General features: G+C 75.5%; 19 protein-coding genes. 9 read left to right on the top strand and 10 right to left on the bottom strand.

The window, feature by feature from the left end:
- Positions 1-23: 23 nt before the first annotated feature.
- Positions 24-1373 (bottom strand): acyltransferase, encoded by a 1350-nt coding sequence (locus tag ACFZBX_RS09160; protein ID WP_391532431.1) that lies wholly within the window; start codon positions 1371-1373, stop codon positions 24-26.
- A 209-nt stretch (positions 1374-1582) separates the two neighbouring features.
- Here ACFZBX_RS09160 and ACFZBX_RS09155 point away from each other — a divergent pair, with 209 nt between their 5' ends.
- The 4 genes from ACFZBX_RS09155 to ACFZBX_RS09140 all read left to right on the top strand — a co-directional run bounded on the left by ACFZBX_RS09155 (position 1583) and on the right by ACFZBX_RS09140 (position 6053).
- Entirely contained in the window at positions 1583-3949 is a 2367-nt protein-coding gene (locus ACFZBX_RS09155) for an FHA domain-containing protein (protein ID WP_391532430.1), read from the top strand.
- Between the two features lie 15 nt (positions 3950-3964).
- Positions 3965-4507, top strand: coding sequence for a hypothetical protein (locus ACFZBX_RS09150; protein WP_391532428.1), 543 nt, complete (start codon positions 3965-3967; stop codon positions 4505-4507).
- 170 nt (positions 4508-4677) lie between these two features.
- Positions 4678-5682: a serine/threonine-protein kinase gene (locus ACFZBX_RS09145; protein WP_391532614.1), complete on the top strand. Its 1005-nt coding sequence runs from the start codon at positions 4678-4680 to the stop codon at positions 5680-5682.
- Positions 5679-6053, top strand: a complete 375-nt coding sequence (locus ACFZBX_RS09140; protein WP_391532427.1) for a DUF1304 domain-containing protein — start codon at positions 5679-5681, stop codon at positions 6051-6053. The genes ACFZBX_RS09145 and ACFZBX_RS09140 overlap by 4 nt, the downstream gene beginning before the upstream one ends.
- Before the next feature lie 445 nt (positions 6054-6498).
- On the opposite strand, the gene ACFZBX_RS09135 is transcribed toward ACFZBX_RS09140, so the two are convergent.
- Complete coding sequence (locus ACFZBX_RS09135; protein WP_391532426.1) at positions 6499-6984, bottom strand: hypothetical protein; 486 nt, start codon at positions 6982-6984, stop codon at positions 6499-6501.
- A gap of 128 nt (positions 6985-7112) precedes the next feature.
- Positions 7113-8474: a streptophobe family protein gene (locus ACFZBX_RS09130; protein ID WP_391532425.1), complete on the bottom strand. Its 1362-nt coding sequence runs from the start codon at positions 8472-8474 to the stop codon at positions 7113-7115.
- Between the two features lie 343 nt (positions 8475-8817).
- Here ACFZBX_RS09130 and ACFZBX_RS09125 point away from each other — a divergent pair, with 343 nt between their 5' ends.
- Both ACFZBX_RS09125 and ACFZBX_RS09120 read left to right on the top strand, forming a co-directional pair.
- Complete coding sequence (locus ACFZBX_RS09125; protein ID WP_391532424.1) at positions 8818-10335, top strand: DUF6777 domain-containing protein; 1518 nt, start codon at positions 8818-8820, stop codon at positions 10333-10335.
- Between the two features lie 25 nt (positions 10336-10360).
- Complete coding sequence (locus ACFZBX_RS09120) at positions 10361-10882, top strand: hypothetical protein (RefSeq protein ID WP_391532423.1); 522 nt, start codon at positions 10361-10363, stop codon at positions 10880-10882.
- Between the two features lie 58 nt (positions 10883-10940).
- Here ACFZBX_RS09120 and ACFZBX_RS09115 read toward each other — a convergent pair whose 3' ends face one another.
- The gene (locus ACFZBX_RS09115; RefSeq protein WP_391532422.1) at positions 10941-11384 is read right to left on the bottom strand and encodes a winged helix-turn-helix transcriptional regulator; all 444 of its coding nucleotides are present in this window, start codon (positions 11382-11384) and stop codon (positions 10941-10943) included.
- A gap of 202 nt (positions 11385-11586) precedes the next feature.
- Between ACFZBX_RS09115 and ACFZBX_RS09110 the strand changes: the two genes are divergently transcribed.
- On the top strand, positions 11587-12900 hold the full coding sequence (locus ACFZBX_RS09110; protein WP_391532420.1) for an MFS transporter: 1314 nt from the start codon (positions 11587-11589) through the stop codon (positions 12898-12900).
- Here ACFZBX_RS09110 and ACFZBX_RS09105 read toward each other — a convergent pair.
- Genes ACFZBX_RS09105 through ACFZBX_RS09095 form a run of 3 tightly spaced genes read right to left on the bottom strand, consistent with a single transcriptional unit; the run spans position 12890 to position 16118 of the window.
- The gene (locus ACFZBX_RS09105) at positions 12890-13912 is read right to left on the bottom strand and encodes an endonuclease/exonuclease/phosphatase family protein (RefSeq protein ID WP_391532418.1); all 1023 of its coding nucleotides are present in this window, start codon (positions 13910-13912) and stop codon (positions 12890-12892) included. The genes ACFZBX_RS09110 and ACFZBX_RS09105 overlap by 11 nt on opposite strands.
- A gap of 60 nt (positions 13913-13972) precedes the next feature.
- Positions 13973-15532 (bottom strand): LCP family protein, encoded by a 1560-nt coding sequence (locus tag ACFZBX_RS09100; RefSeq protein ID WP_391532417.1) that lies wholly within the window; start codon positions 15530-15532, stop codon positions 13973-13975.
- On the bottom strand, positions 15525-16118 hold the full coding sequence (locus ACFZBX_RS09095) for a DUF6542 domain-containing protein (protein ID WP_391532416.1): 594 nt from the start codon (positions 16116-16118) through the stop codon (positions 15525-15527). The genes ACFZBX_RS09100 and ACFZBX_RS09095 overlap by 8 nt, the downstream gene beginning before the upstream one ends.
- Positions 16119-16294: 176 nt before the next feature.
- Between ACFZBX_RS09095 and ACFZBX_RS09090 the strand changes: the two genes are divergently transcribed.
- Positions 16295-16489: an antitoxin gene (locus ACFZBX_RS09090; protein WP_391532415.1), complete on the top strand. Its 195-nt coding sequence runs from the start codon at positions 16295-16297 to the stop codon at positions 16487-16489.
- A 104-nt stretch (positions 16490-16593) separates the two neighbouring features.
- On the opposite strand, the gene galE is transcribed toward ACFZBX_RS09090, so the two are convergent.
- The 3 genes from galE to ACFZBX_RS09075 form a co-directional block, all read right to left on the bottom strand.
- The gene (gene galE / locus ACFZBX_RS09085; RefSeq protein WP_391532414.1) at positions 16594-17613 is read right to left on the bottom strand and encodes a UDP-glucose 4-epimerase GalE; all 1020 of its coding nucleotides are present in this window, start codon (positions 17611-17613) and stop codon (positions 16594-16596) included.
- 669 nt (positions 17614-18282) lie between these two features.
- Positions 18283-18750, bottom strand: a complete 468-nt coding sequence (locus tag ACFZBX_RS09080) for a hypothetical protein (RefSeq protein ID WP_391532412.1) — start codon at positions 18748-18750, stop codon at positions 18283-18285.
- 87 nt (positions 18751-18837) lie between these two features.
- Positions 18838-19617: a sigma 54 modulation/S30EA ribosomal C-terminal domain-containing protein gene (locus ACFZBX_RS09075; protein ID WP_391532411.1), complete on the bottom strand. Its 780-nt coding sequence runs from the start codon at positions 19615-19617 to the stop codon at positions 18838-18840.
- 448 nt (positions 19618-20065) lie between these two features.
- Between ACFZBX_RS09075 and ACFZBX_RS09070 the strand changes: the two genes are divergently transcribed.
- A complete protein-coding gene (locus ACFZBX_RS09070; protein ID WP_391532409.1) occupies positions 20066-23092 on the top strand; it encodes a cytochrome P450 in 3027 nt (1008 codons plus the stop codon).
- The last annotated feature ends 93 nt before the right edge of the window (positions 23093-23185 follow it).

Genomic DNA, 23185 nt, shown 5'->3' with positions numbered 1-23185 from the left:
CCGGTGGCGTTCCCGGGGCGCGCTCAGAGCACCCGGGGCACGGCCTCCAGCAGCTTCGGCAGCTCGTCCGACGGGTCCCGGTAGCGGTGCAGTGCGGCCCGCCCCTCCGTCCCGCGCAGCCGTGCGGCCAGCCGGGCCGGCAGCACCGCCGTGGTGAGCAGTCCGGTGCCGCCGAAGCCCTCGACGGTCCAGCAGACCCACGGGATCGGGTAGTTGGCGGCCGGGCTGAAGAACACCGGCCGCTGCCCCTGGAAGGTCGCGTCGTAGAGGCCGAAGCGGCTCCAGTTGGAGAAGCTGATCCGGCGCTGCTGCGGGTCGAAGCCGAGCGGCACGCAGTCGCCCAGCCCGGGGCGGCCGAGCTCGGCCAGGAAGCGCAGATTGGCGCGCAGGTTGAGGTGCTCCTCGGTGTACCCCAGGACGGCGGTGCGCAGCGCCCCGGCGAGGGCGGCCGGGCCGTCCTGCGGCGCGTACGGCAGGTGGATGTCGCCGAGCAGGTTGCCGACCAGGGCGGCCGACAGGCCGAGCGGGCGTCGGACGTTGACCGGGACGGTGAGCCAGCGGGTCTCCCGGTCGCCGTCCACCTCCCGCAGGGTGTGCGCGACATGGGCGCAGACCGCGTCGCCGGAGGAGATCCGACGCCCGGCCGCCGCACCGAACTCCTCGCACATCCGGGCTATCTCGGCGTCGCCGAAGTACAGCTGGACGGTGCGGTTGGCGCGCGGTCCGGCCGCCACCTCGCGGTCCAGAACGGCGCGCTCGTCCGGCCCGGGCACCCGGAAGCCGGGCCGGCCGCAGTCCTCGGCGGGCAGCACCCGGTCGAGCAACGCGTCCTGGTCCTCGACGAGTTCGACCTCCGGCAGCTCCTCGCCCTCGACCGCCGCCGACCAGGCGCGCAGCAGCAGCGCGAAGCTGTGCAGGTCGCCGATCGCGTGGTGCCAGGAGCAGCCGAGCACGGTGCCGCCGTCGCCCGTGCGGGTCACCCGCACGGCGAACAGCGGTCCGCCGCCGGTGCGGGCGGCCGGGGCGTCCAGCGGGTCGACGTGCTGCGCGCCGGGCGCGGTGACCCGGCCCATGGACTCGGCGAGCGTGCCGTCGACGCGGTAACTCACCATCGGAACACCGGAGTCGTCGCAGACCGCCTCCAACACGCCGTCCACGGTGCGCAGTCGGCCGGCGAAGACCGGGACGCGCTCCAGCGCCCGGGCCAGTCCGGCGGCGAGGCGGTCCTCGTCCAGGGCGCGCTCGAAGAAGAGGACGACCGAGACGGAGAGGTCGGCGAACATGGTGTCGGCGAGGCCGCAGCGGAGCACCGTGCCGGGGGCGGAACCGGCTCTGACGGTCCGGGTGTCGCGCAACTGCGGCCAGACACTCATCGATTCACCCCGGGGCGTGGGAGGGGGTCGTGCGGAGCGCCCCGGACGACCGTGCAGATCACTCCGAACGATAGGGCAGTCCCCGGCGGCGATCCAGTGGTCCAGTCCAATTCTGTGTTATCGGACCGGACGGACGGTATGTGACGGCCTCCGGACGCCCCTGATGCCCCCGGACGCCCCCGGGCCGCCGCCGGACTAGACTCCGAACCATGGGAGAGCGCCCGGGCGCGCCCGCCGCGCCGCCCCTGGTACTCGTCACCGACACGGACTCGCAGCTGATCGACCCGTGCCGGGCGTACCACGTCGGCCGAGACCCGACCAGCGAGATCGTCCTCGACGACCCCCGGGTCTCCTGGCACCACGCCGTACTGCGCACCACCGGGGGCCGCTGGCACCTGGACGACGTCGGCAGCACCAACGGCACCTTCGCCGACGGCCGCCGGATCAGCTCCGAGGACATCGGCCCCGGCACCCGGCTGCGGTTCGGCAACGCCGCCGACGGCCCGTCCGCCACCTTCGCCGGCCTGCCCGCCCCCTCCGCCGACGAGCGCCCCTCGCTGGTCGCCCCACGCGTCTCCGGCACCTTCCGCCGCCCCAGCGCCGTCCTGCGGCTGCCCGGCCGGACGGTGCGGATCGGCCGCGCGCCCGACAACGACCTCGTCCTCGACGACCTGGTGGTCTCCCGCCACCACGCCGAACTGCGCACCCTGCCCGACGGCGGCCACGAGATCGCCGACCTCGGCAGCCACAACGGCACCTACCTCAACGGCAGCCCCGTCCAGCGGGCGCCGGTCGGCCCCGCCGACATCGTCGGCATCGGCCACTCCGCGCTCTGCCTCTCCGGCGACGAACTGGTCGAGTACACCGACACCGGCGAGATCTCGCTCAATGTGCAGGGCCTGGTGGTGCGGGTCGGCCCCGACCGGCGGGTGCTGCTCGACGACGTCTCCTTCCCGCTCGCCGAGAAGGCCCTGCTCGCCGTCGCCGGCCCCAGCGGCGCCGGCAAGTCCACCCTGCTCAACGCGCTCACCGGGCTGCGCCCCGCCGACGAGGGCACCGTGCTCTACGACGGGCGCGACCTCTACCGCGACTACGCCGAGCTGCGCCGCCGGATCGGCCTCGTCCCGCAGGACGACATCCTGCACACCCAGCTGACCGTCCGCCGCGCCCTGTCGTACGCCGCCGAATTACGCTTCCCCGGCGACACCGCCAAGGAGGAGCGCGAGGCCCGGGTCTCCGAGGTGATCCGTGAACTCGGCCTGGACAGCCGCGCCGACCTGGTCATCTCCAGCCTCTCCGGTGGCCAGCGCAAGCGCGTCAGCGTCGCCCTGGAACTGCTCACCAAGCCCTCGCTGCTCTTCCTCGACGAGCCGACCTCGGGCCTGGACCCGGGCATGGAGCGCTCGGTGATGCAGATGCTGCGCGGACTGGCCGACGACGGGCGCACCGTCGTCGTGGTCACCCACAGCGTGCTGAGCCTGGACGTCTGCGACCGGCTGCTGGTGCTCGCCCCCGGCGGCCGCACCGCCTACTACGGGCCGCCCGCCGAGGCGCTGCCGTTCTTCGGCTTCACCGAGTGGCCGCAGGCCTTCGAGGCCTTCGAGAACGAGGACCACGAGGCCTGGCAGCGCCGGTTCCGGGAGTCCCCGCAGTACGAGCGGTACGTCGCCGCCGAGGCGCTGCCGCCCGCCCGGCCCGTGCCGGCTCCCGCCGCGCCGGGTGACGCGATCGGGCCGGAGCAGCCGCAGGGCTGGTTCTCCCAGCTCGGCACGCTGATCCGCCGCTACACGGCGGTGCTCGCCGCCGACCGGCTGTTCCTGACCGTGATGATCGCCCTGCCGTTCCTGATCGGCGTGATGTGCCGGGCGATGGCGGGCAGCCGCATCTCCTCCCAGAACGCGCTCAACATCCTGCTCACGCTCTGCATCGGCGGCCTGCTCACCGGCTCCGCCAACGCGGTGCGCGAGATCGTCAAGGAACGGCCGATCTACCAGCGAGAACGCGTGGTCGGGCTGTCCCGCTCGGCCTATCTGGTCTCCAAGGTGGTGGTGCTCGGCACCATCACGGTCGCCCAGGCCGCCGTGCTGACCGTGGTCGGCCTGGCCGGCGTCGACCTCGACCCCGCGCTGCCCACCGGCGTCACCGTGCATAGCGGCGTCCTGCTGCCACCGCTGGCCGAGCTGATCATCGCGGTGGCGCTGCTCTCCTTCTCCGCCATGATGCTCGGCCTGCTGGTCTCCGCGCTGGTCCGCAAGGAGGAGGCGACCATGCCGTTGCTGGTGCTGCTCTCCGTGGTGCAGATCGTGTTCAGCGGCGCCATGCTGAAGCTGCACGGGGTACCCGGCCTGGAGCAGTTCGCCTGGCTGGTGCCCTCCCGCTGGGGCCTGTCCGCGATGGCCCGCACCGTCGACCTGCACACCGTGCTGCCGAACGACATCACCGCCGACCCGATGTTCCGGCAGGAGCGGGCCGGGTGGCTGCTCGCGCTGGCCGTGCTGGTCGCGCTCGCGGTGGTGCTGGCCGTCGCCGTGCTGGCCCTGCTGCGCCGGCAGGAGCCGTCGATCATGCGGAAGTGAGAAGTGACCCGGCCGATGGAGGAGCCCGCGTTCCGCCCCACCCATGTCGCCCCGCCGGACGGCCTGGCCAGCTGGGCCGCCCCGGACCCGGCGCAGCCCGCCTCCGCGCTGGACGCGCTGCTGCCGCTCCAGCTGATCGGCCGGGCCGGCGACTGGGCGCAGGTGCTCTGCTCCAACGGCTGGACGACCTGGGTGGACGGCCGGCTGCTGCTCTCCCTGCCCGGCACCCCGCCGACCGCCGCCGGACCACCGTCCCGCACCGCCGATCCGCGCCCCGCGCTCGCCGAGGCGGAGGGCACGCTGGCCCGCTACCGCTCGCTGCTGGAGGACCTCGCGGCCGGGGGCGCCGACCTGGAGACCTTCCGGGACCGGGCGCACGGCCTGCGGGTCGGACTGGTCGTCGACGGCGAGCGGCTCTGGGTGTTCGACCCGCTGCACGACCGCTGGTGCTACTGCGACGGCCTGCAACTGCACACCTACGCCGTCGGCAACCGCCCGAGCCCGCCGGTCGGCCGGGCCCCGGGCACCGACGAGCCCACCCGGGTGGCGGAGCCGTGATCCCGCCCCCCGACGCCACCGGCGAGGAGCCCCCGCACCGGCCCACCGAGGCCGGCGGGCCCCGTGCGCCTCTGGGCGACTGGCCCGGGACCGAGGGCCCCGGGAGCGACGAGCCCGCGACCGACGGGCCCGGGAGCGACGAGCCCGCCGACGCCGTCGAACCGCCCAGCCTGCCGGCCGGACTGGTCGGGCGCCGGGTCGCCGGCTACCGCCTCGGGGCCGAGATCGGCCGCGGCGGCATGGCCGTCGTGTACCGGGCCAAGGACCTGCGGCTGGGCCGCACCGTCGCCGTCAAGCTGCTCGCCCCCGAGCTGTCCCGCAACGAGGTGTTCCGCCGGCGCTTCATCCACGAGTCGCAGGCCGCCGCCGCGATCGACCACCCGCACATCATCCCGGTGTTCGAGGCGGGCGAGGCCGACGGCATCCTGTTCATCGCGATGCGCTACGTCGAGGGCGGCGACCTGCGCACCCTGATCACCCGCAGCGGCGCCCTCCCGATCGGCCGGGCCGCCGGGCTCGCCCTGCAGATCGCCTCCGCGCTGGACGCCGCGCACGACCACGAACTGGTCCACCGGGACGTCAAGCCCGGCAACGTCCTGGTCGCCGCCGGCACCGACAGCGAGCACCCCGAGCACCTCTACCTCGCCGACTTCGGCCTCACCAAGAAGTCCCTGTCGCTCAGCGGCCTGACCGGCGTCGGCCAGATCGTCGGCACCCTCGACTACGCCGCGCCCGAACAGATCTCCGGCCGCCCGCTGGACGGGCGCTGCGACCAGTACGGCCTCGGCTGCGTGGTCTTCGAGATGCTCGCCGGCGCGCCCCCGTTCCACCGCGAGAGCGACCTCGCCCTGCTCTGGGCCCACCTCAACGAGCCGCCGCCCGCCCTGCGCGAGCACCGGCCCGACCTGCCCTCCGCCGTGGACGCGGTGGTCGCCCGCGCCCTCGCCAAGGCGCCCGACGAACGGTTCGCGAGCTGCCTCCAGTTCGTCGCCGAACTGCGCGCCGCCGCCTCCGCCGCCCCCGACGCCGCTCCCCCGGCCGCCGGCCCGTGGGCCACCGGCGGCCCGCCCACCGCGGTGGTCCCCGTCGCCGCCGTCCCGCCCCCGGACGTCCCCGAACCGCCCGCCTGGGCCCTCCCCGCCGTCCGCCCGCCCGCGCGCAGGAGCACCGGATGAACGCCGTCAGCCAGGTCTTCGCGCTGATCGCCGCCGCCGTCCACCTCGTGGTGTGGCCGTTGGAGAGCTTCCTCTACGGCCACCCCCGGGTGCGCCGACTGCTCACCGCCTCCACCGCCGACGCCCCACAGGTCCGCCTCTGGCGGGTCAACGTCGGCTTCTACAACCTCTACCTCGCCCTCGGCCTGGTGGCCGGCCTGGTCGCCCTGCACGTGGGCGAACCCGTCGTCGGCCGCACCCTGATCCTCTACCTCAGCGCCTTCATGATCGCCGCCGGCGCCACCCTCCTCGCCTCCAACCCCCACCTCTGGCCCGGCGCCCTCGGCCAGGCCCTCCCCCCAGCCGCCGTCCTCCTGGCCGACGCCCTGTAGCCGGCCCGCGCCTCGTTGGCCGTGGAGTGGGAAGTCGGCCGATCCGACTTCCCACTCCGCTCACCCGAGGCACGGCCCGACGGCGGGCCCAAGACGGTCACCCACCCCCTCACCCGGGCGGAAGCCCGGTTCGGCTTCTTCTGCGTCGGTCGGCGCGCTCGGCGCCACTCGTCTGCGTGACCCGCTGCGGGTGCGTAGGGCGGGGCGGTGTGCGGGGTCCGGGCGCTGCCCCGGCCTGCCTCGATGCCGGGCGGTCAGGGGCCCGATTCGGGGTGGGCCCGTCGCGTGCGGCGCTGCCCGCCTGCCTCTACGCGGCGTGATCCGCCGAGGTCGGGCCCCCGGGCCGCCGAGGCCCTCGGGGCAAGCCGGACGGCGTCCGGCGCCCCCGGTTACCTTCCTCGTCGCCCCGCAACCGGGCTCCCGGCCTCCGGTCAGCCGCAGCGGGTCAGCCGAACCGCGGGTCCGCCATCAGCACCACACGATCGGCCGCCGGGTCAAACCCGAGCACCGGGTGCCCGTGGTCGCCTTCGGCCGTCATGACCACCGGCTTGCCCAGCCTACGACCGACCGCGGCCAGGAACCGGCACAGTCCGTCCACTCCTTCCTGGCCCTGCAACTCGCGAAGGTCGACATCGAAGTCGATCTCCTCGGCAGACATCGGCCGGAAGACCGCCAGCACGCCCGGGGCCGGCCGGACCCGGAGATCGACCGTCTCCGCGTCGGCGGGACGCGTCAGCACCTCGACCGCAGGCGGGAGCGACCTGATGACGCGACCCTGCGAGTACGTCCACGCCCAACCGCTCGACCGGACCAGATCGAACACCGCCTGCCAGTCCTCCACCGAGGTGCCCTCCACGGACACATCCGGCAGAGCGCCCATCAGGTCGGGGTCGAAGAAGTTCCTGACGTCGTCCCACAGCAGATCCGGCATCCCGCCATGCTGCCCGCCCACGCCCCCCGTCGCAGCCCGATCTCCTCGACGAATCCCAGAGAGGCACCCCCGGCCCGCCGCACCAGGCACACCACCGCACGGCAGGCCGGGCGGCGTCCGGCAGGCCCTCAGTCGGTCTCGCCGCGGCGGGGGAGGCGGGTGGCGGCGAGGGCGCCGAGGGCTCCGGCGAGGAGGCCCCAGGCGGCGGCGAGCGGGACGAGGGTCCAGAGGTGCGGGTCCAGGGTGAGGGTGCCTCCGGTGAGGGCGGCAGCGGGGCCGGCCGGCTCCAGGGCCGGGCCGAGGACGGAGCTCAGCAGGTCGCCCAGGCCGCCCTCGCCGAGGCCGACGCCCAGCACCGAGAGGCCGTAGTCGGCGGAGACCCTGGTCCAGACGCCGACCAGCAGCATGGTGACGGCGGCGGCCGCCGCCAGCCGGACGGCGTGCTGCCAGGGGCGGACCTCGCGCGGTGAGCGGTGGGCGGCCAGCACTCCGGCGGCGAGCATCAGGACGGCGGCGAGCGGGAGCAGCCACCACGCCCGGCCGTCCTGTTCGGCGAGCGTGCCGAGGCTCACCGTGCCGTCCTCCCCCTCGCCGGCGCGCAGCACGGCGGCCAGCGACTTGGGCACCGGCAGTCCGATCGCGCCGACCAGGTGGCCGTGCCACTCGCCGCCGAGGCCGACGCCGAAGGCCAGCCAGACCAGGTTGGGCAGGGCGAGCAGCACGACGGCCGCGACCTGCCGGGCGTCGCCGTTCACGGCGGCCGTGCCGATCGCCGCCACCACCCCCAGCAGCACGCAGCCGAGCAGCACCAGCAGCATCGCGAACGCCGCCGGGCGGACGGCCTGCTGGAACGGCACCAGGGAGCGCGGCAGCGGCGCCCGGCGGGAGACGGCGAAGGTCGCGGCGAGCACGACCAGCAGCCAGAGCAGCCCGAGTCCGAGGGTGCTCGCGGGCTCCGCGTGGAAGCCCACCTCGGGGGTGAGCCCGAGGACGCCGCCGAGTTGCTCGGCGAGGCCGTCGCCGAGCGGCACCGTGACGGTGTGCCGGGCGGCGGCGCAGATCAGGGCGAGCGCGGCGAGCCAGACCACCGCCGTCCGGGCGGCGCGGCCGAGCAGTTCGCGGCCGCCGGCCACCGCGCGGTAGCGCAGTTGGCGCAGGAAGACCTCGGCCACGGTGAGCGCGCCGGCCAGGCCGACGGAGAGCGGCATCGCGGTGATCCCGGCGTCGACCGAGGCGAAGAAGCCGGCGCCGCCGTCGAGGCCGACCGAGCCGCCGACGGCGAGCGCGAGGGTGGCGGCGAGCACGGACGGGAAGCCGCCGCCGGGCAGCGTGTCGGCGCCGGCCGCCCAGAGGCCGAGCGCGGCCACGGCCGCCATCACGGCGAGGCCGGCCAGGACCACCGCCACCGCGTCCAGCCAGCCGCGCAGCGCGCCGGGCGGTCCGGCCGCCGGGGTGCCGGCCGGCCGGCTCGGACGGGCCTGCTGCTGCATGCGGGCCTCCCTGTCGGGGTCGGTGGTCGGTGGTCCCCCGCGCCTGGCACCAGGGTCGCCCAGGACGGGCCGGCCCGCCCGGGCAGGGCGCCGCGCCGTCGGCCAGTCGGCCGCTCGGCGGGTACCGGGGGCGGGTGCTGCTGTTGCGGCCGACGGGGACCGGGGGCAGAAATGGATGCCAGTGGCAGGAGCCTCCTGCGCCGACCGGTCGGACCGGCCATGCGAATCGCCGTCTCCGGGCCGCCGTCCGCGAACCGCCCTGCGTGTACCCGCCTTGCGCGTACCGCCGAACCGCCGGCCCGTACCGCCGTCCGCGCGCCGGAGCCCCCGATCGGAGCCCTCGATGAGTTCCCAACCGCCTTCCTCCGGTTCGCCGCTCGGCCCGCCCTCCGGGCCGCCGTCCGGGCCGCTCTCCGGCCCGCCGTCGGGCGGCGGCCGTTCGGGGCCGCCCGGGCCGCCGCCCGGGCCGCCGTCGGGTGGCGGCGGTCCCGGCGGCTCCTCGGGATCGGGCGGGCCCTCCGGGCGGCCGACGCCGTGGTGGCGCTCGCGCCCGAAGGCCGCGGTGGCGGCCGGCGTGGCCGCGCTGGCGGTGGTGGGGACGGTGCTGATCGTCAACAACGCCGGTGGCGGCGGTGGTCAGCAGGAGAACACCATCCCCACGGCCAACGAGGTCGCGCTGCAGGCTCCGCAGGACCCGGGCCCGGCGCCGTTCACCCCGTCGGTGGAGACCCAGGCGGTCCAGGCACCGGCCCCGGCCTCGACCCCCGCCGGACCGACCGCCACCCGAACGGCCGGTGCGACCGCGACGGCCGCCCTGCACAGTGTCGAGGGAACCTCGGCGGGCGTGTACGGCGGAACGATGAACAAGCCGAGCTGCGACATCGAGCACCTGGTCTCGATCACCTCGACCGGTGACACCGGCCGGGCCTGGGCCTCGGCGCAGGGCATCGAGCAGTCCGCCGTCCCGGGCTACCTGCGCTCGCTGACCTCGGCGTACCTGCGGGTGGACACCCGGGTCACCAACCACGGCTACCAGGGCGGCGCGGCCGTCGCCTACCAGTCCGTGCTCCAGGCCGGCACCGCGGTGCTGGTGGACGCGCAGGGCGTGCCGAGGGTGCGGTGCGGCTGCGGCAATCCGCTGAAGCCGCCGACGCTGGTCAGCGAAGCCAAGTACACCGGCAAGGCGTGGGCGGGCTTCCAGCCGAGCGCGCTGATCGTCGTGGTCGCCGCGCCGAAGCCGGTGACCGAGATCGTGCTGGTGGACGTCACGACCGGCGGCTGGTACGCCCGGGCGACCGGGCAGGTCCAGGTCGTCGACCGGCCGACCCCGGCGCCGACCGGCCCGCTGGCGCCCGGCGTCCCCGTCGCCACCGTGTGGAAGACGGTCTCGCCGACGGCGTCCGGTCCGACCTCCGCCTCGACCTCCGCCACCACCTCGGGCGCGACCACCTCGGGGGCGACCACCTCGGGCGCCACCACTTCGGGCGCCACCACCTCGGGCGCGACGACCTCCGGCTCGGCGAGTCCGACCACCGCTTCACCGACGGCCACCACCCCGGGCGCGACCACGACGGGTGCGACCACGCCGGGCACCCCCAGTGGCCAGACCACCCCCGCCCAGACCACCCCGGCCCAGACCACGCCCGCCCAGACCACCCCGCCGCCGACCACCACGGCGAAGCCGACGGTGACCGTGACGAGCACCCCGGCCGCCACGGCGACGACCGCGAAGACGGCCACCGCCACGACCACCAGTACCACCACCACGACGACGACCACCCCCGCCGGTACGGCCACCGGCACGACCGCGACGAACACCTCCGTCGACGAGCCCGCGACGGCCACCGGCAGCACCGGCTGAGCCGATCCGAACAGTTGGAGGACCCATGCCCCGCTCCCGCCCCAAGCGCACGGCCCTCGGTGTGGCCGGCGCCCTCACCGCCGTGCTGACGGCGTTCGCCGGCGCCGGTGCCGCACCGGCCCAGGCCGCCACCGCGCCCGCCGCCGCCGGGCAGGTCCTGGTCGCACCGCCGGCGCCGCCGCTCCAGGCCCAGCTCCAGATCCAGGCCCAGGCGCAGACACAGGCCGCCGGTTCGCCCACCGTCTCCCCGGCGGCCCCCTTCGACCACGTCCCGGCCAACAGCGACTACCGCTGCGACCCGGGCAACCTCTGCACCCTGGTCTGGGACCCCACGACCGGCGACTACAAGATCTTCTACCTCTACGCCTGCGCCCGGTACAGCCTCAGCGGCTGGTTCGGCCAGGGGTTCTACGCCGACAACCAGAGCGGCGGGGTGCGGTCGTACTTCTACGGCGCGAACGGCGCCGTGCTGAAGTCCTTCACCCCCGACGGCGGCCTGAACCACACCCAGGACTGGACGCCCGTCTGGGCCATCCGGAACTGCTGACGCCGCCCCACCCCGCGCGCCCCGTCCACCTCCGCGGTGGGCGGGGTGTGGCGCGCGGTCAGGGCAGCAGCACCTCGGCATCGTCCGGCCCGAGCACCCGGCCGTCGGCCGACCGGACCTCCACCCGGGCGACCGGCAGACCTGCGACCCGGTCGACCAGGCGGGCCCGCGGCTCGTCGTCCGTGAAGCAGTACCGCTCGCCCCACTGGCGCAGCGCGGTGACGACGGGGAACAGCGCACGCCCCTTCTCGGTGAGCACGTACTCCTGGTAGGGGCTGCCGTCGGCGGCCGGGGCCAGTTCGAAGACGCCGTTGGCGACCAGGTTGGCGAGGCGGGCGGAGAGGATGTTCTTCGCCAGGCCCAGGTTCTTCTGGAACTGCCCGAAGCGGCGCAGTCCGTCGAAGGCGTCACGGACGATCAGCAGCGTCCAGCCGTCGCCGAGCACGTCCAGCGGCCGGGCGACCGGGCAGGCCGATCCCTCGTGCGAGGTGCGTTTCGGCACGCGCGCCTCTCCTCTCGCCTGCGGTCCCGCGCTCCGGCGGGAGCGGGTTTCACCTTGCAACCCTACCGGCCCGGTCCCCGGCCGCCCTGTGGTTGCTTTACGAAACCTCGCCGTGCGAGGGTAGCGCGGTAGCACTTTGAAACCGGTAGCACTTTGAAACCACACTCCCGGCCGCCGCACTGCCCGAAGGAGCCCCTCCGCCGTGCCCACCCCCGTGGTCCCGCCCGCCCGCACCGGCGACGCCGCCGCCACCGCGACCGCCCGCCGGCTCTCCCCCGCCGTCGTCCGGCTGTTCTCGGTCGCGAGCGGCCTGGCCGTCGCCAACGTCTACTACGCCCAACCCCTGCTCGACCTCATCGCCGACGACCTCGGCATCGGCCGCGCCACCGTCGGCCTGGTCGGCACCCTCACCCAGGTCGGCTACGCCGTGGGCCTGGTGCTGCTCGTCCCGCTCGGCGACCACCTCGACCGCCGGATGCTGATCACCGCCCAGCTCGGCCTCTCCGTCGCGGCACTCACCGCCGTGGCCGTCGCCCCCTCGGCGGCGCTGATGCTGCTCGCCACGGCGGCGGTCGGGGTGCTCGCCGTGGTGGCCCAGGTGATGGTGGCCCACGCGGCCTCGCTCGCCGACCCCGCCGACCAGGGGCGGGTCGTCGGCACCGTCACCAGCGGCATCGTGATCGGCATCCTGCTCGCCCGCACCGTCGCCGGGACCATCGGCGACCTCGCCGGCTGGCGCGCCGTCTTCGTCGTCTCCGCCGTCGCCACCGGGGTCACGGCCGTCGTCCTCGCCGCCGCCGTCCCGGCCGAGCCGCGCCGCAGGCCGGAGCGGATCCGCTACCCGCGGCTGGTCGGCTCGGTGTTCACCCTGTTCGCCGAGGAGCCCGTGCTGCGGATCCGGGCCGGGCTCGCGCTGCTCGTCTTCACCGCCGTCACCATCCTGCTCACCCCGATGGTGCTGCCGCTCGCCGCGCCACCGTTCGACCTCAGCCACACCGAGATCGGGCTCTTCGGCCTGGCCGGGGCCGCCGGCGCGCTGGGTGCCGGGCACGCCGGCCGGCAGGCCGACCGGGGGCGGGCGCGGCGCACCCTGGCGATCGGGCTCACCGCGATGCTCGTCTCCTGGCCGCTCGCCGGGCTGCTGCCGCACTCGGTGTGGTGGCTGGTGCTCGCCATGGTGGTGATCGACTACGGCCTGCAGTCGGTGCACGTCGTCAACCAGCACCTGCTGTACCAGGTCCGGCCCGAGGCGCGCAGCCGGTTGACCGCCGGGTACATGCTGTTCTACTCGATCGGCAGCGCGCTGGGCGCCATCGTCTCCACCGTGGTGTACGAGCACGGCGGCTGGACGGCGGTCTGCTGGCTGGGCGGCGGCGTCAGCCTGCTCGCGCTCGCCTACTGGCGGGCCACCGAGCGGGGTGCGGCCACCGAGCGGGGTGCGGCAACGGACCCGAGTGCGGCAACGGACCGGGGCGCGGCCGAACCAGGCGCGGCCGGGCGTGCCGTCAGCCCGTGACCGCCAGCTCCGCGACCACCGCGCGGTGGTCGGAGCCGCGCACCGTGTGCTCGGTCACCGACACCGCGCGCAGCGCCTCGCCGTGCAGCACGTGGTCGATCTGGATCACCGGCCACAGTCCGGGGAAGTAGGTGTTGGACTCCGGCCAGGTCGGCGCGACGCCGCGCCCGAGTTCCTCGTGGGTGTCGGTGAGGCCGGTGCCGAGCAGTGCCCGCATCGGCGAATGGTCGAGCGTCGCGTTGAAGTCGCCCAGCAGGACGGCGTTGCGGGTGGCGCCGGCCACCGCCGCCCGCAACTCGTCGAAGTCCTCCGCCCAGCGGCCCGCGTCGCCCATCGGGTAGTAGGTGTGCACGGCCGTCAGCCGGACGGTGCGTCCGCCGACCGCCACCTCGGCCGCGATCTGCTCCCGGGCCGCCTCGGAGGCCGAGCCGTCCAGCGGGGTCAGCGGCAGCCGGGAGAAGATCGCGGTGTCCCGGCCCGGCCGCTGCTCCCGGTGGGGAAGCACCTCGGCGATCCCCGCCCGGTCCAGCCGCTCCGCGGCCCCCGGGCCGAACTCCTCCATCGCAAGCACGTCGACCCGCTGCTCGCGCACCAGCCGGACGAGCGCGGCCGCATCGGCCTGGCCGAGGTAGGCGTTGCTGGTCGCGACCCGCAGCCGCGGCGCGTCGGCCGCCGGCGTGCCGCCGCCCTCCGGCACCAACCGCGGGACGAGCCAGACGAGTTGCACCGCCACCAGGGCACCGGCCAGCGCCGCCGGCCACCACGAGCGCAGCGCCAGCAGCACACCGAGCGCGAGCACGCTGGCGAGCGCCGCGTACGGCACCCCGACCACGACGAGGGCGAGCGACGTCCCGTCGTCCCACCCGGCGAGTCGGACCACCGCCAGCCCGGCCGCCCCGGCCAGGACTGCACCGCAGACCCCCGTCAGCACCCGCCGCGTCCACCGCCACCAAGCCGCCTGCTCCACCCGCTCCCCCGTCCGCCACTCCCGCACCATCACGCTTCCCCGCAAAGACGCCCGTCCTGAAGAAACGGTTCCGCTTGCGTCCTGGCGCCCGCTTGGGCCGCGTCCTCAGTCCACGCAGGGGATGCCGCCGGCCATGACCGCCGGGCCCTGCATGGGGAGCCCGGGAGTCGGTTCGGCGGTCGGGGCGGATGTGGTGGGAACGGACGGGGAGGGCGCGAGGGTGACGACCACGTGGCCCGACGGCACCGCCGACGAGGCCGTGGCCGTGACGCCGTAGCGGGCGGCGAGCCGCTCGGCGTCGGCCTTCGCGCCCGCGCCGTAGGCGACCTTCGCCCGCGCGCCGGTCTCCGTCCCCGTCGCCTTGCCTGCCGGGAAGCCGAGTTCGGCGAGCGCCTTGGACTCCGCGGCCGCCGCCTCCGCGCTCGCGCCGTGGACGTCCACGACGGCCCGGGCCCTGCTCGGCGTGGCGGCGGGCGTCTCCACCGGTGACGAAGCCGTCGCTGTCGCTGTCGCTGTCGCCGGAGCCGGAGCCGGAGCGTCAGCCGTGGCCGACCCCTGGGGCGGCGGGGCCTCGTGCCCGAACAACTGCTTGACGATGCGCTTGATCTGGTCCGGGTCGACGGTGTTGACCTCCTGGCCCCCGATCGTCTTGAACCCGGTGATCGGCAGCGTGTTGAACTCGACGTTTCCGCCGGTCAGGTTGGGCGCCTGCTGGGCGAAGTCCAGCACGTTCCACCGGTCGTCGATGACCACGTCCTTCTTCACCACGTCGAACAGCCGCTGGAGCCGGCCCAGGTCGTTGACCACGCCTTCCTGCTTGAGCTTGTACACGACGGAGGAGATGAAGGCCTGCTGCCGGTGGGTCCGGTCCAGGTCGCCGTTCTTCAGGTGGTGGCGCTGGCGGACGAACGACAGCGCCTGCCGGGCGTCGAGCGAGCTGACGCCCGCCGGGAGCCTGAGCCCGGTGCCGCCGCCCTCGTGGTTCGCCGTCCTGGCCACGATCGGGTCGTCCACCGGGTTGTTGAGGCAGACCTGGATCGGTTCGACGGCCTTGGCGATGTCGTAGAAGCCGATCAGGTTCACCTCCGCGAAGTGGTCGATGGGGATGTCGAGGAGGGCCTGCACCGTCTGGACCGTCGCGGCCCGCCCGGCCTCGCGGCTCTGCCGCTCCAGTTCGGCCTTGGACAGCCCCTTGCCGCCCAGCTTCTGCTCCGCGGCCTCCTTGGCGATCCCGTACGCCTCCTTGATCTTGTGCATCCTCCCGTCCGCGCCGACGGTCTGCACGTAGTCGTCGCGCGGGACGGACAGCGCCGTCACCTTGCCGCCGTCGGCCGGTATGTGCAGGACGATCAGCGCGTTGGTGTTGTAGCCGCCGATCTCGCTGGAGCCGGCGTGCAACTCCTCCTCCACGAACTCCTTGGGGAGGTCGTTGCCGTCCATGTCCTTGCGGCTGTCGAGGCCGATGAGCAGCAGGTTGACGGACTTGTCGAGGTGCGGAGGGGCGTTCCTCCGGGCCTCGGTGAGCGCGGCCGACTTCACCATGCCGCCGTCGAGCCGCCGGTACTCGTACCAGGTGAAGCCGCTCGCGCCGAGGACGGCCACCGAGACGGTGCCGGCGAGGACGCGGCCGGCGATGGTCAGCGGCCTGGTGCGGGGCTCAGCCACGGTGACTCCTCCGGGCGGGTGTCGGGGCGCCGGCGGTCCGGCGCCGGTCGGCGCGGTGGTCGGTGCGGTGGGCCGGGGCCGCGCGCCGCGCCGCGCGCCGGTCGAGGACCACCCGCACGACGACTGCCAGCAGCGCGGCCACCACCGCCGCCGCCATCACCGGGAACGCGCCGACCACCCAGCGCACCGCCGCCGAGGCGAGCGCCTTGCCCTGGAGGCCGTCGCGCTCGGCGAGGTAGGCGGTGCCCGCCCGGGCGGCCAGCACGACGGGCGGCGCGGCGATGACGACCCACCAGCGGCCGGCGCGGCCGCAGAGCAGCGCGGCTCCACCGGTGCCCAGCACCGCGCCGGCCGCGAACAGCGGGCCGCCGCCGTGCCCGGCCAGTTCCCCGGCCACCGCGCCGGCCGGCGGCAGCCCGACCGCGGCGAGCAGCGCCGGCAGCGCACCACCGGAGCGCCGGGCTCCGGCCCGGCGGGCCGCCGCCCGGCCGCCGTGCTCGGCGGCGGCCCGCGGGCCCGGTACGGACACCTCGGCGGGGCGCGGCTCCACCTCCCGCTCCGAGGTCCTCGCTCGTCGCCCGGCCATGCCCCACACCCCTTCCACGGACCCGTCAGCAAACTTCTACAATGCTGTAGAGCAAGCCAGGAGCATACAAACCCACCCCCGCAAAGTCATCCCGCCGACGCCCCGCTTCCGGGAAACCCCAGGTCAGCGGCGACTAGGATGGGCTCGAACCGCGCCGGACGAACAGAAGGACCATCATGTTCGACAACCTCAAGAACCTCGCCGACAAGGCCACCGACCTCGCCCGCGAGCACAGCGGCGCCATCAGCCAGGGCCTGGACAAGGTCGCCGACGTCATAGACGACAAGACGGACGGCAAGTACAGCGGCCAGATCGACACCGCCGCCGACAAGGCCAAGGACTTCATCAACGGCCTCGACCAGTCCAAGTAGCCCCGGCGCCCGCCGGCGCCCCGGCCCGCGTCCGGCCGGGGCGAGGCAGGGCGGGGCGGGGCGGGGCAGGGCGGGACACCGGCGACGCTCCCCGCAGGGGCGGGTCAGACGGTGGCCGCCGTACGGGCCGCCCACCGCGACCGCCAGGCCAGCGCGTCCGCGACGCCCTCGGCGATGGTCCGCCGCGGCGTCCAGCCGAGCAGTTCGCGCGCGGCGGTCACATCGCTGAAGCAGCCGAGGACGTCCCCGGGCCGCGGCTCGGCCTCCCGGACGTCCAGCGTCGCGCCGACCGCCTGCTCGAAGGCGGCGACCAGCTCGCGGACGGTGGTGCCGTCGCCGGTCCCGATGTTGACGACCCGGTAGCGCTCCTCCGCCGCCGGCCCGACCACCTCGTCGAACCGGACCAGCGCGGCGACATGGGCCTCGGCGACGTCCTGCACGTGGATGTAGTCGCGGATGCCCGAGCCGTCCCTGGTCTCCCAGTCGACCCCGGTGATGGTGAACGGCGTGCCGTTGGTGTGCGCCTCGATCAACTTGCCCAGCGCGTGGCTCGGCTGGAGGTCCTGCAGCCCGGTGCGCAGCTGCGGGTCGGCGCCGATCGGATTGAAGTACCGCAGCGCGATGACCCGCGTCCCGTCGGCTCCGTCGCCGCGCGTCCAGTCCTGGAGCACCTGTTCCATCATCTGCTTGGTGCGCGCGTACGGGCTGTTCGCCTCGACCGGGCAGGACTCGTCGACGCGGCCGGTCGGGGTGGGCCGGTAGATCGAGGCGGAGCTGCTGAAGACCACCCGGGTGCAGCCGTTGCGCTGGAGCGACTCCAGCAGGTCGACGGTCTTGCCGACGTTCTCCCGGTAGTAGAACAGCGGCCGGGAGACCGACTCGGGCACCACGATCCGCGCGGCGCAGTGCAGGGCCGCGTCGATGTCGGGGTGCTCGGCGAAGATCCGGTCGACCAGCTCCGGGTCCGCGATGTCACCCCGGTAGAACACCCGGCCCTCGACGAACTCGGCCCGCCCCTTGGAGAGGTCGTCGAGGACGACCGGGGTGATGCCCGCGTCCAGCAGGGCCGACGCCACGGTGCTTCCGATGAATCCCGCACCGCCCGTGATCAGTACCTTGCGCATGACCGGACGCTCCTTTCCTCGGCGGGCACCCGGTGGCGCCCGTCGGGTGGGGGACGACCGGTTCGCACGCGACGGTTCCCCCGGCGGCGGATCCGCCGCGGCCCGGCCCGGGGCGCGCCGCCGGGCGTGCGAGCCGCGACGGGGGCGCGCGACGACGGTCGCGGGGGCGCGCGGCGGGCGATGCGGCTACCGAGCGCGGGGCGGACAATCCGCGGCAGCGCCGGGAACGGGCGCGGGTGGGCGGGCACCGCGCACAAAGCGGCGCCGGGGAGCGTACTCGGGGGGTGTACGCTCCCCGGCAGGGGGTGGTGGCGGCCACCGCACCGGTAGTCCGGGGGTCCGGACACCGGTCGCCGTGACCGGAATGCTAGACCTGCGCGCAGGTCGTGACCAGAGCTCTGACCAGCTAATTTCCCGTCCAGGACATGCCACTTGACCCCCAGGAACCGCTCCGGCCCCACCCGGCCCGACGGTCCGTCGACCACCGGGCGGTTGCCCGTCCGGCCCGCACCGGACGGCGGACCGACGAGGCGTCACGAGCGACCGGCCGCCCTCGGCACACCTCCCCGCGCGCCCTCGATCACGCCCGCGCCCCCCGTGCCCCCCGGGTCCGGCGCGAGCCGACCGTCCGGGACCGGGACCCCCGGGACCCGGCCGCCGGGGGCGCGCTCAGGCGGCGACGTCGAGCCGCTGGACGGCGAGCCGGGAAGCGCCGTGCCGGTGCAGTCCGGCGAGCCCCGCGGCGAGCCGCTTCGGATCCCCGGTCAGCCAAAACCGCAGCGCGGCGGCCAGGGCCGCGCTCGCCGGGCCGACCCGCAGCCCGCTGACCTCGGCGATCCGCCCACCGACCAGCGGGAGCAGATCGGCGACCGGCGCCGGCAGCCAGAGCGTCATCGCGCACGGGGCGGGGCGGGCCAGTACGCGCAGCAACTGCACCACCCCCGCGTCCCCGGGGATGGCGGCGAGCGCGGCGCCGGCCGGCCGCGCGGGCAGGACGTGCAGGCCGGGGATGACGTCCAGCAGACCGTCCACGACCACGTCCGACACGTCGGTGCCGTGGCCGCGCGCGAGTTCGCGCAGCAGGGCCCGCTCGGCAGCCGTGATCCTGACGGTCAGCATGACTTCTTCGCAGTCCATGGTCCCAGTTCCCGTCCAGAGCGTGGAGGTGTGCTCGTCCGTTGTCGGTCGTGTACCGGTCAGCCCGTGCCGATCATTACCTGCCCGTCAGCGGGCCCCCGCTATCGGCGCGATCAAGCCATAGTGGCCGTCGTAACGGCGGTAGAGCACCCGGCCGCGGCCGTCGCCGGGATCGGTGTGGAAGACGAACGGCCAGCAGGTGAGCCAGAGTTGGCGGGCCGCCTCGGCCGGCTCCAGCCGGGGCGCCGGGTGCGGGCTCTCGACCAGCGGCAGTCCCGGGCCGCCGAACCGGGCCGTGGAGTGCGCCCGGACCAGCCGGAACCCGCCGTTGCCGGGCCTGCGGTGGACCAGGCTGTCCTGGCCGGTCAGCACGTCCGAGAAGAGGTGGAAGCGGTAGTCCAGCGCCAGCATCTCGCGGACCGCCTGCTCGGGCGTGCGGCGGGCCAAACGTACGGACTTGCGCCGCACGATCCGCCGTTCGGCCAGTGGGCGTGCCGCGAACTGCGGCCGGTAGGAGCTCTCGAACGCCGAGGCGAGCCCTATGTCGCCCAGCTCGCGCAGTCGCACCGCGCGCCCCGCGAGCGTGCCGAGCGCCAGGTCGACCGCCTCGCGCACCGCCACCGCGGCCAGCTCCACCCGCACCCGGCCGGCGCCGTCGAGCTCCACCGACGCCTGTGCGACGGCGGGCCTGGTGACCGACCGGTCGCGCGGGCGGGTGAGCCGCAGCCGGGCCGCGTGCGCGTCCGGCCCGAGGTCCGTGATCAGCGCCAGCGACCGCGTCCGGGCGTACTCGGCGTCCTCGCGGGGCAGTTCGCCCCGGATCTCCACGCGGAGGTCGAGCGCGGGCCGGTTGCGCAGACGGGTCATCAGGGGGTCCTCCTCGGTTCTGCACCATGCTGGACCCCCGCGCACCGTCCCGCCGAGGGCCGAAAGGCCCTGCCTGCCAGGCAGGACGGCCCCGGCGGGCCGCTCCACCGGCACACCCGCGGGGCGTCGCGACCGGGTCCGCGGACCGCCTCCGCCGGAGCGCCCTCATCGGGACACGCCGCGCACACCTTGAGGACACTCCACCAATGGAGTGATCCATCCGGGCACGGCGCAACGCTCGCGCGACCGGCGCGTTTCCTATGGCGTGCGCCCTCTGTCCGTGGCGCGCGCGGGGGTCTGCTTCAACAGGCCTCCGGATCCCGGCTGTCGCGGCGGCGGCTCCGGTGGTACCGCGGCGCCGGGTCGGTCGACCGGTCCGACTCCGGCCGGTCACGCCGGGCCGTCCCACCGGTCCGTCCCCCCGGTCCATCTGGTGAGAGGTGATGTCATGATCCTGACGAACGAGACCCACAGACCGTCCGCCCCGCCCAGAACCGCCCCGGCGGAGAGCAGCCCGGCCGTCCCCCCGCTCGCCCCCGGCGCCGTGCCCGGCCTGGGCCACGCCCCCGCCCTGCTGCGCGACCCGCTCGGCTTCCTCGGCTCGCTCTCGCAACACGGCGCGGTGGTCCGGATCCGGCTCGGACCGCGCACGGTCTGCGTGGTCACCGACGCGGGGCTGGTCCACACCCTGCTGGTGGCGCTCGCCCACGACTGCCCGCGCGGCGCCGTCCAGGACACCCTCAAGACCGCCTTCGGGGACGGCCTGCTGATGTCCGAGGGCCGCGCCCACCGCGACCGCCGCCGGATCATCCAGCCCTCGTTCGGCCCGGACCGGATGGCCGAGTACCTCGCCGTGATGCACCAGGTCACCGAGGAACGGGCCCGGCGCTGGCGCCCCGGCCAGGTCCTCGACGTGGCCAAGGAGATGAACCACCTCGCGCTGGAGATCGTCACCCGCGCCCTGTTCGACGCCCGGCTCAGCGAGGACGCCACGCTCGCCTTCCACCGGGCCCTGCCCGACATGGTGAAGGGCCAGATCGTCCAGTCGCTGTACCCGCACCGGTCCCTCGCCCGGCTGCCGCTGCCGGTCAACCGGCGCTTCGACGCGGCGGTCCGGGTGCTGAACGAGGTCGTCGACCAGGCGGTCAACGGCACCGCGCCGGACGGCGGGTGCCCGCTGACCGGCGCCGACGGCCGGCGCGGCGCCACCCTGCCCGCGGTGCTGCGCGCCGCCGTCGACCCCGCCACCGGACGGCCGCTCACCGAGGCCGACGTCCGGTCCGAGGCCATCACCATGTTCGGCGCCGGCACCGAGACCGTCTCCACCACGCTCACCTGGCTGATCGACGAACTGGTGCGGCACCCCCGGGTCGAGGCGCGGGTCCTGGCCGAACTGGACGAGCACCTGCCGGCCGGCACCGTCCCCACCCCGGAGGCGCTCGCCCGTCTCACCTACACCCGCGCGGTCACCCAGGAGGTCGTCCGGCTGCACGCGCCGAACGCGTTCCTGATGCGCACCGCGCGCGTGCCGGTCGAGCTGGGCCCCTACCTCGTCCCGGCCGGCACCGAGCTGCTCTACAGCCTCACCGCCGTGCACCGCGACCCCGCGCTCTACCCGGAGCCGCTGCGCTTCGACCCCGGCCGCTGGTACGGCGCCGGCCGGACGCAGGGCCCGGCGGGCGTCGGCGGCGCCGCCCGGCAGGCGTTCCTGCCGTTCGGCGCCGGCAAGCACAAGTGCATCGGCGAGGCCTTCGCCTGGGCCGAGCTGACCGTGGCGGCCGCCGCCATCCTGCGCCGCTGGCGCCCGACGGCCATCCCCGGCGTCCGGGCCCGCGAGGTGGTGTGGACGACCGTCCAGGCCCAGGGGCTGCGCGTGCGGCTCACTCCGCGCGGGGGCCGCGCCCCGCACGCCCCCGGCCCGCGCCGCACGCCGACGGGCGGTCACGAGGACTCACCCGCCCAGTGCCTCCCGATCGTCCGGCCGCGGCAGGCCGACTCCGGCCCGTACGGCCAGCACCCGCCGTTCGCGCCGCACGGCCAGCGCGGACCGCGCGGGCCACGGCCGGGCGAGCCGTGCCCGGCGGGCGCCGCGGCTCCGGCCGGTCGCACCGGCCCCGGCGGTCCCGGTGGTCCGACCGGTCCCGGCGGTCCCACCGACTCCTCGGGTTCCCCCGGTCCCACCGGTTCCGTCCTGCTCCCCGCCCAGTCGTCGCTCGCCAACCGCCGCTCCGCGACCTCCACCACCGTGGAAGGCCCGCATCCGAGCGCCCTGGTGACCGCGGCACGCACCGTCGCCCCCCGGGCCGGAACCACCACCCGCGACAGCACCGCCGACCCGATCCGCACCATCCGGCCGGCCACCTGTCCGGGGCCGCTCAGCACGATCGTCCCGGTCACCGACCTCGGTCCGGTCACCACGCTCCGGCCGGTCACCGCGCTGCGGCCGCTCGGCACCGTCCCCCGGCCCGCGCCGCCGGTCCGCATCGAGGCGCTGTCCGCCCCGACCGCTCCCCCCGCCGCTCCCCCGGCCGCCCTGCGCGCACCCGACGCGCTGCGCCCGCAGGGCGAACCGCGCACCGCAGGCGAGCTGCGCGCGGCCACCGCCCGGCACAGCGACTGGGCGCTCGGCCACGGACTGCTCGCCCCGGAGGACCTCGCCCGGTACCACACCTACGCGCTGCCCGAGCTGATCGGCCACTCGTATCCCCGCGCCCACGGCACCGAGCTGGACCTGCTGGTCGACATCCTCGGCTGGTTCACCATCCTCGACGACCGCTTCGACGGCCCGCCCGGCCGCGACCCCGCCGAGGCGCGCGCCATCGTCGAGCCCCTGCTCGCCGTCCTGGCCGGGCGGCCCGTCCCCGCGGGCACCTCGCAACCCCAACTGCTCGACGCCTGGCGGGAACTGTGGCAGCGGCAGACCGCCCCCATGCCGCCGGGCTGGCGCCGCCGCGCCGCCGCCGAATGGCGCTCCTGTCTGAGGACCTTCCTCGCCGAGACCGCCCACCGGGCCGCCCGCACCCAGCCCGACCTGGCCGAGACGGTGCGGCTGCGGCGCCATGCCAGCTGCCTCTACCCGTTCATGGACATACTGGAGCACGTCCACGGCGGCGAGGCACCGGCCGGCCTGCACGCCGACCCCGCCCTGCACCGCCTGCGCGCGAACACCGCCGACGCGGCGACACTGATCAACGACCTCTACTCGGCGGACCGCGAGGAACGCCAGAACGTCGCGGCCTTCAACACCGTGCTCACCCTGCAACGGATCCGCGGCTGCACCCGCAGCCGGGCCGCCCGCGCGGTCGGGGCCCGGATCGACCGGCTGACGGCGGAGAGCGAGGTGCTGCGCCGCAGCCTGCTGCTCCGGCACCCCGCGGGCCGCTGGTACCTCGACGGCACCCGGGAGCTGGTGGAGGGCGTCTACGCCTGGACCAGCACCAGCCTGCGCTACACCGGGGAGGACGTCCCGCTCTGACCCCGGCGGGCGGCCGTCGGGCCGCACCGGACCGGTCCCGGCCGCTCCCCGGCCGGGGCCGGCCGTGGCGGTCGCGCCCGCCGTTCCGCTCGT

The organism is Kitasatospora sp. NPDC008115, from assembly GCF_042957205.1.
GTDB lineage: Bacteria > Actinomycetota > Actinomycetes > Streptomycetales > Streptomycetaceae > Kitasatospora.
This window is presented reverse-complemented; position numbering and strand designations above follow the sequence as displayed.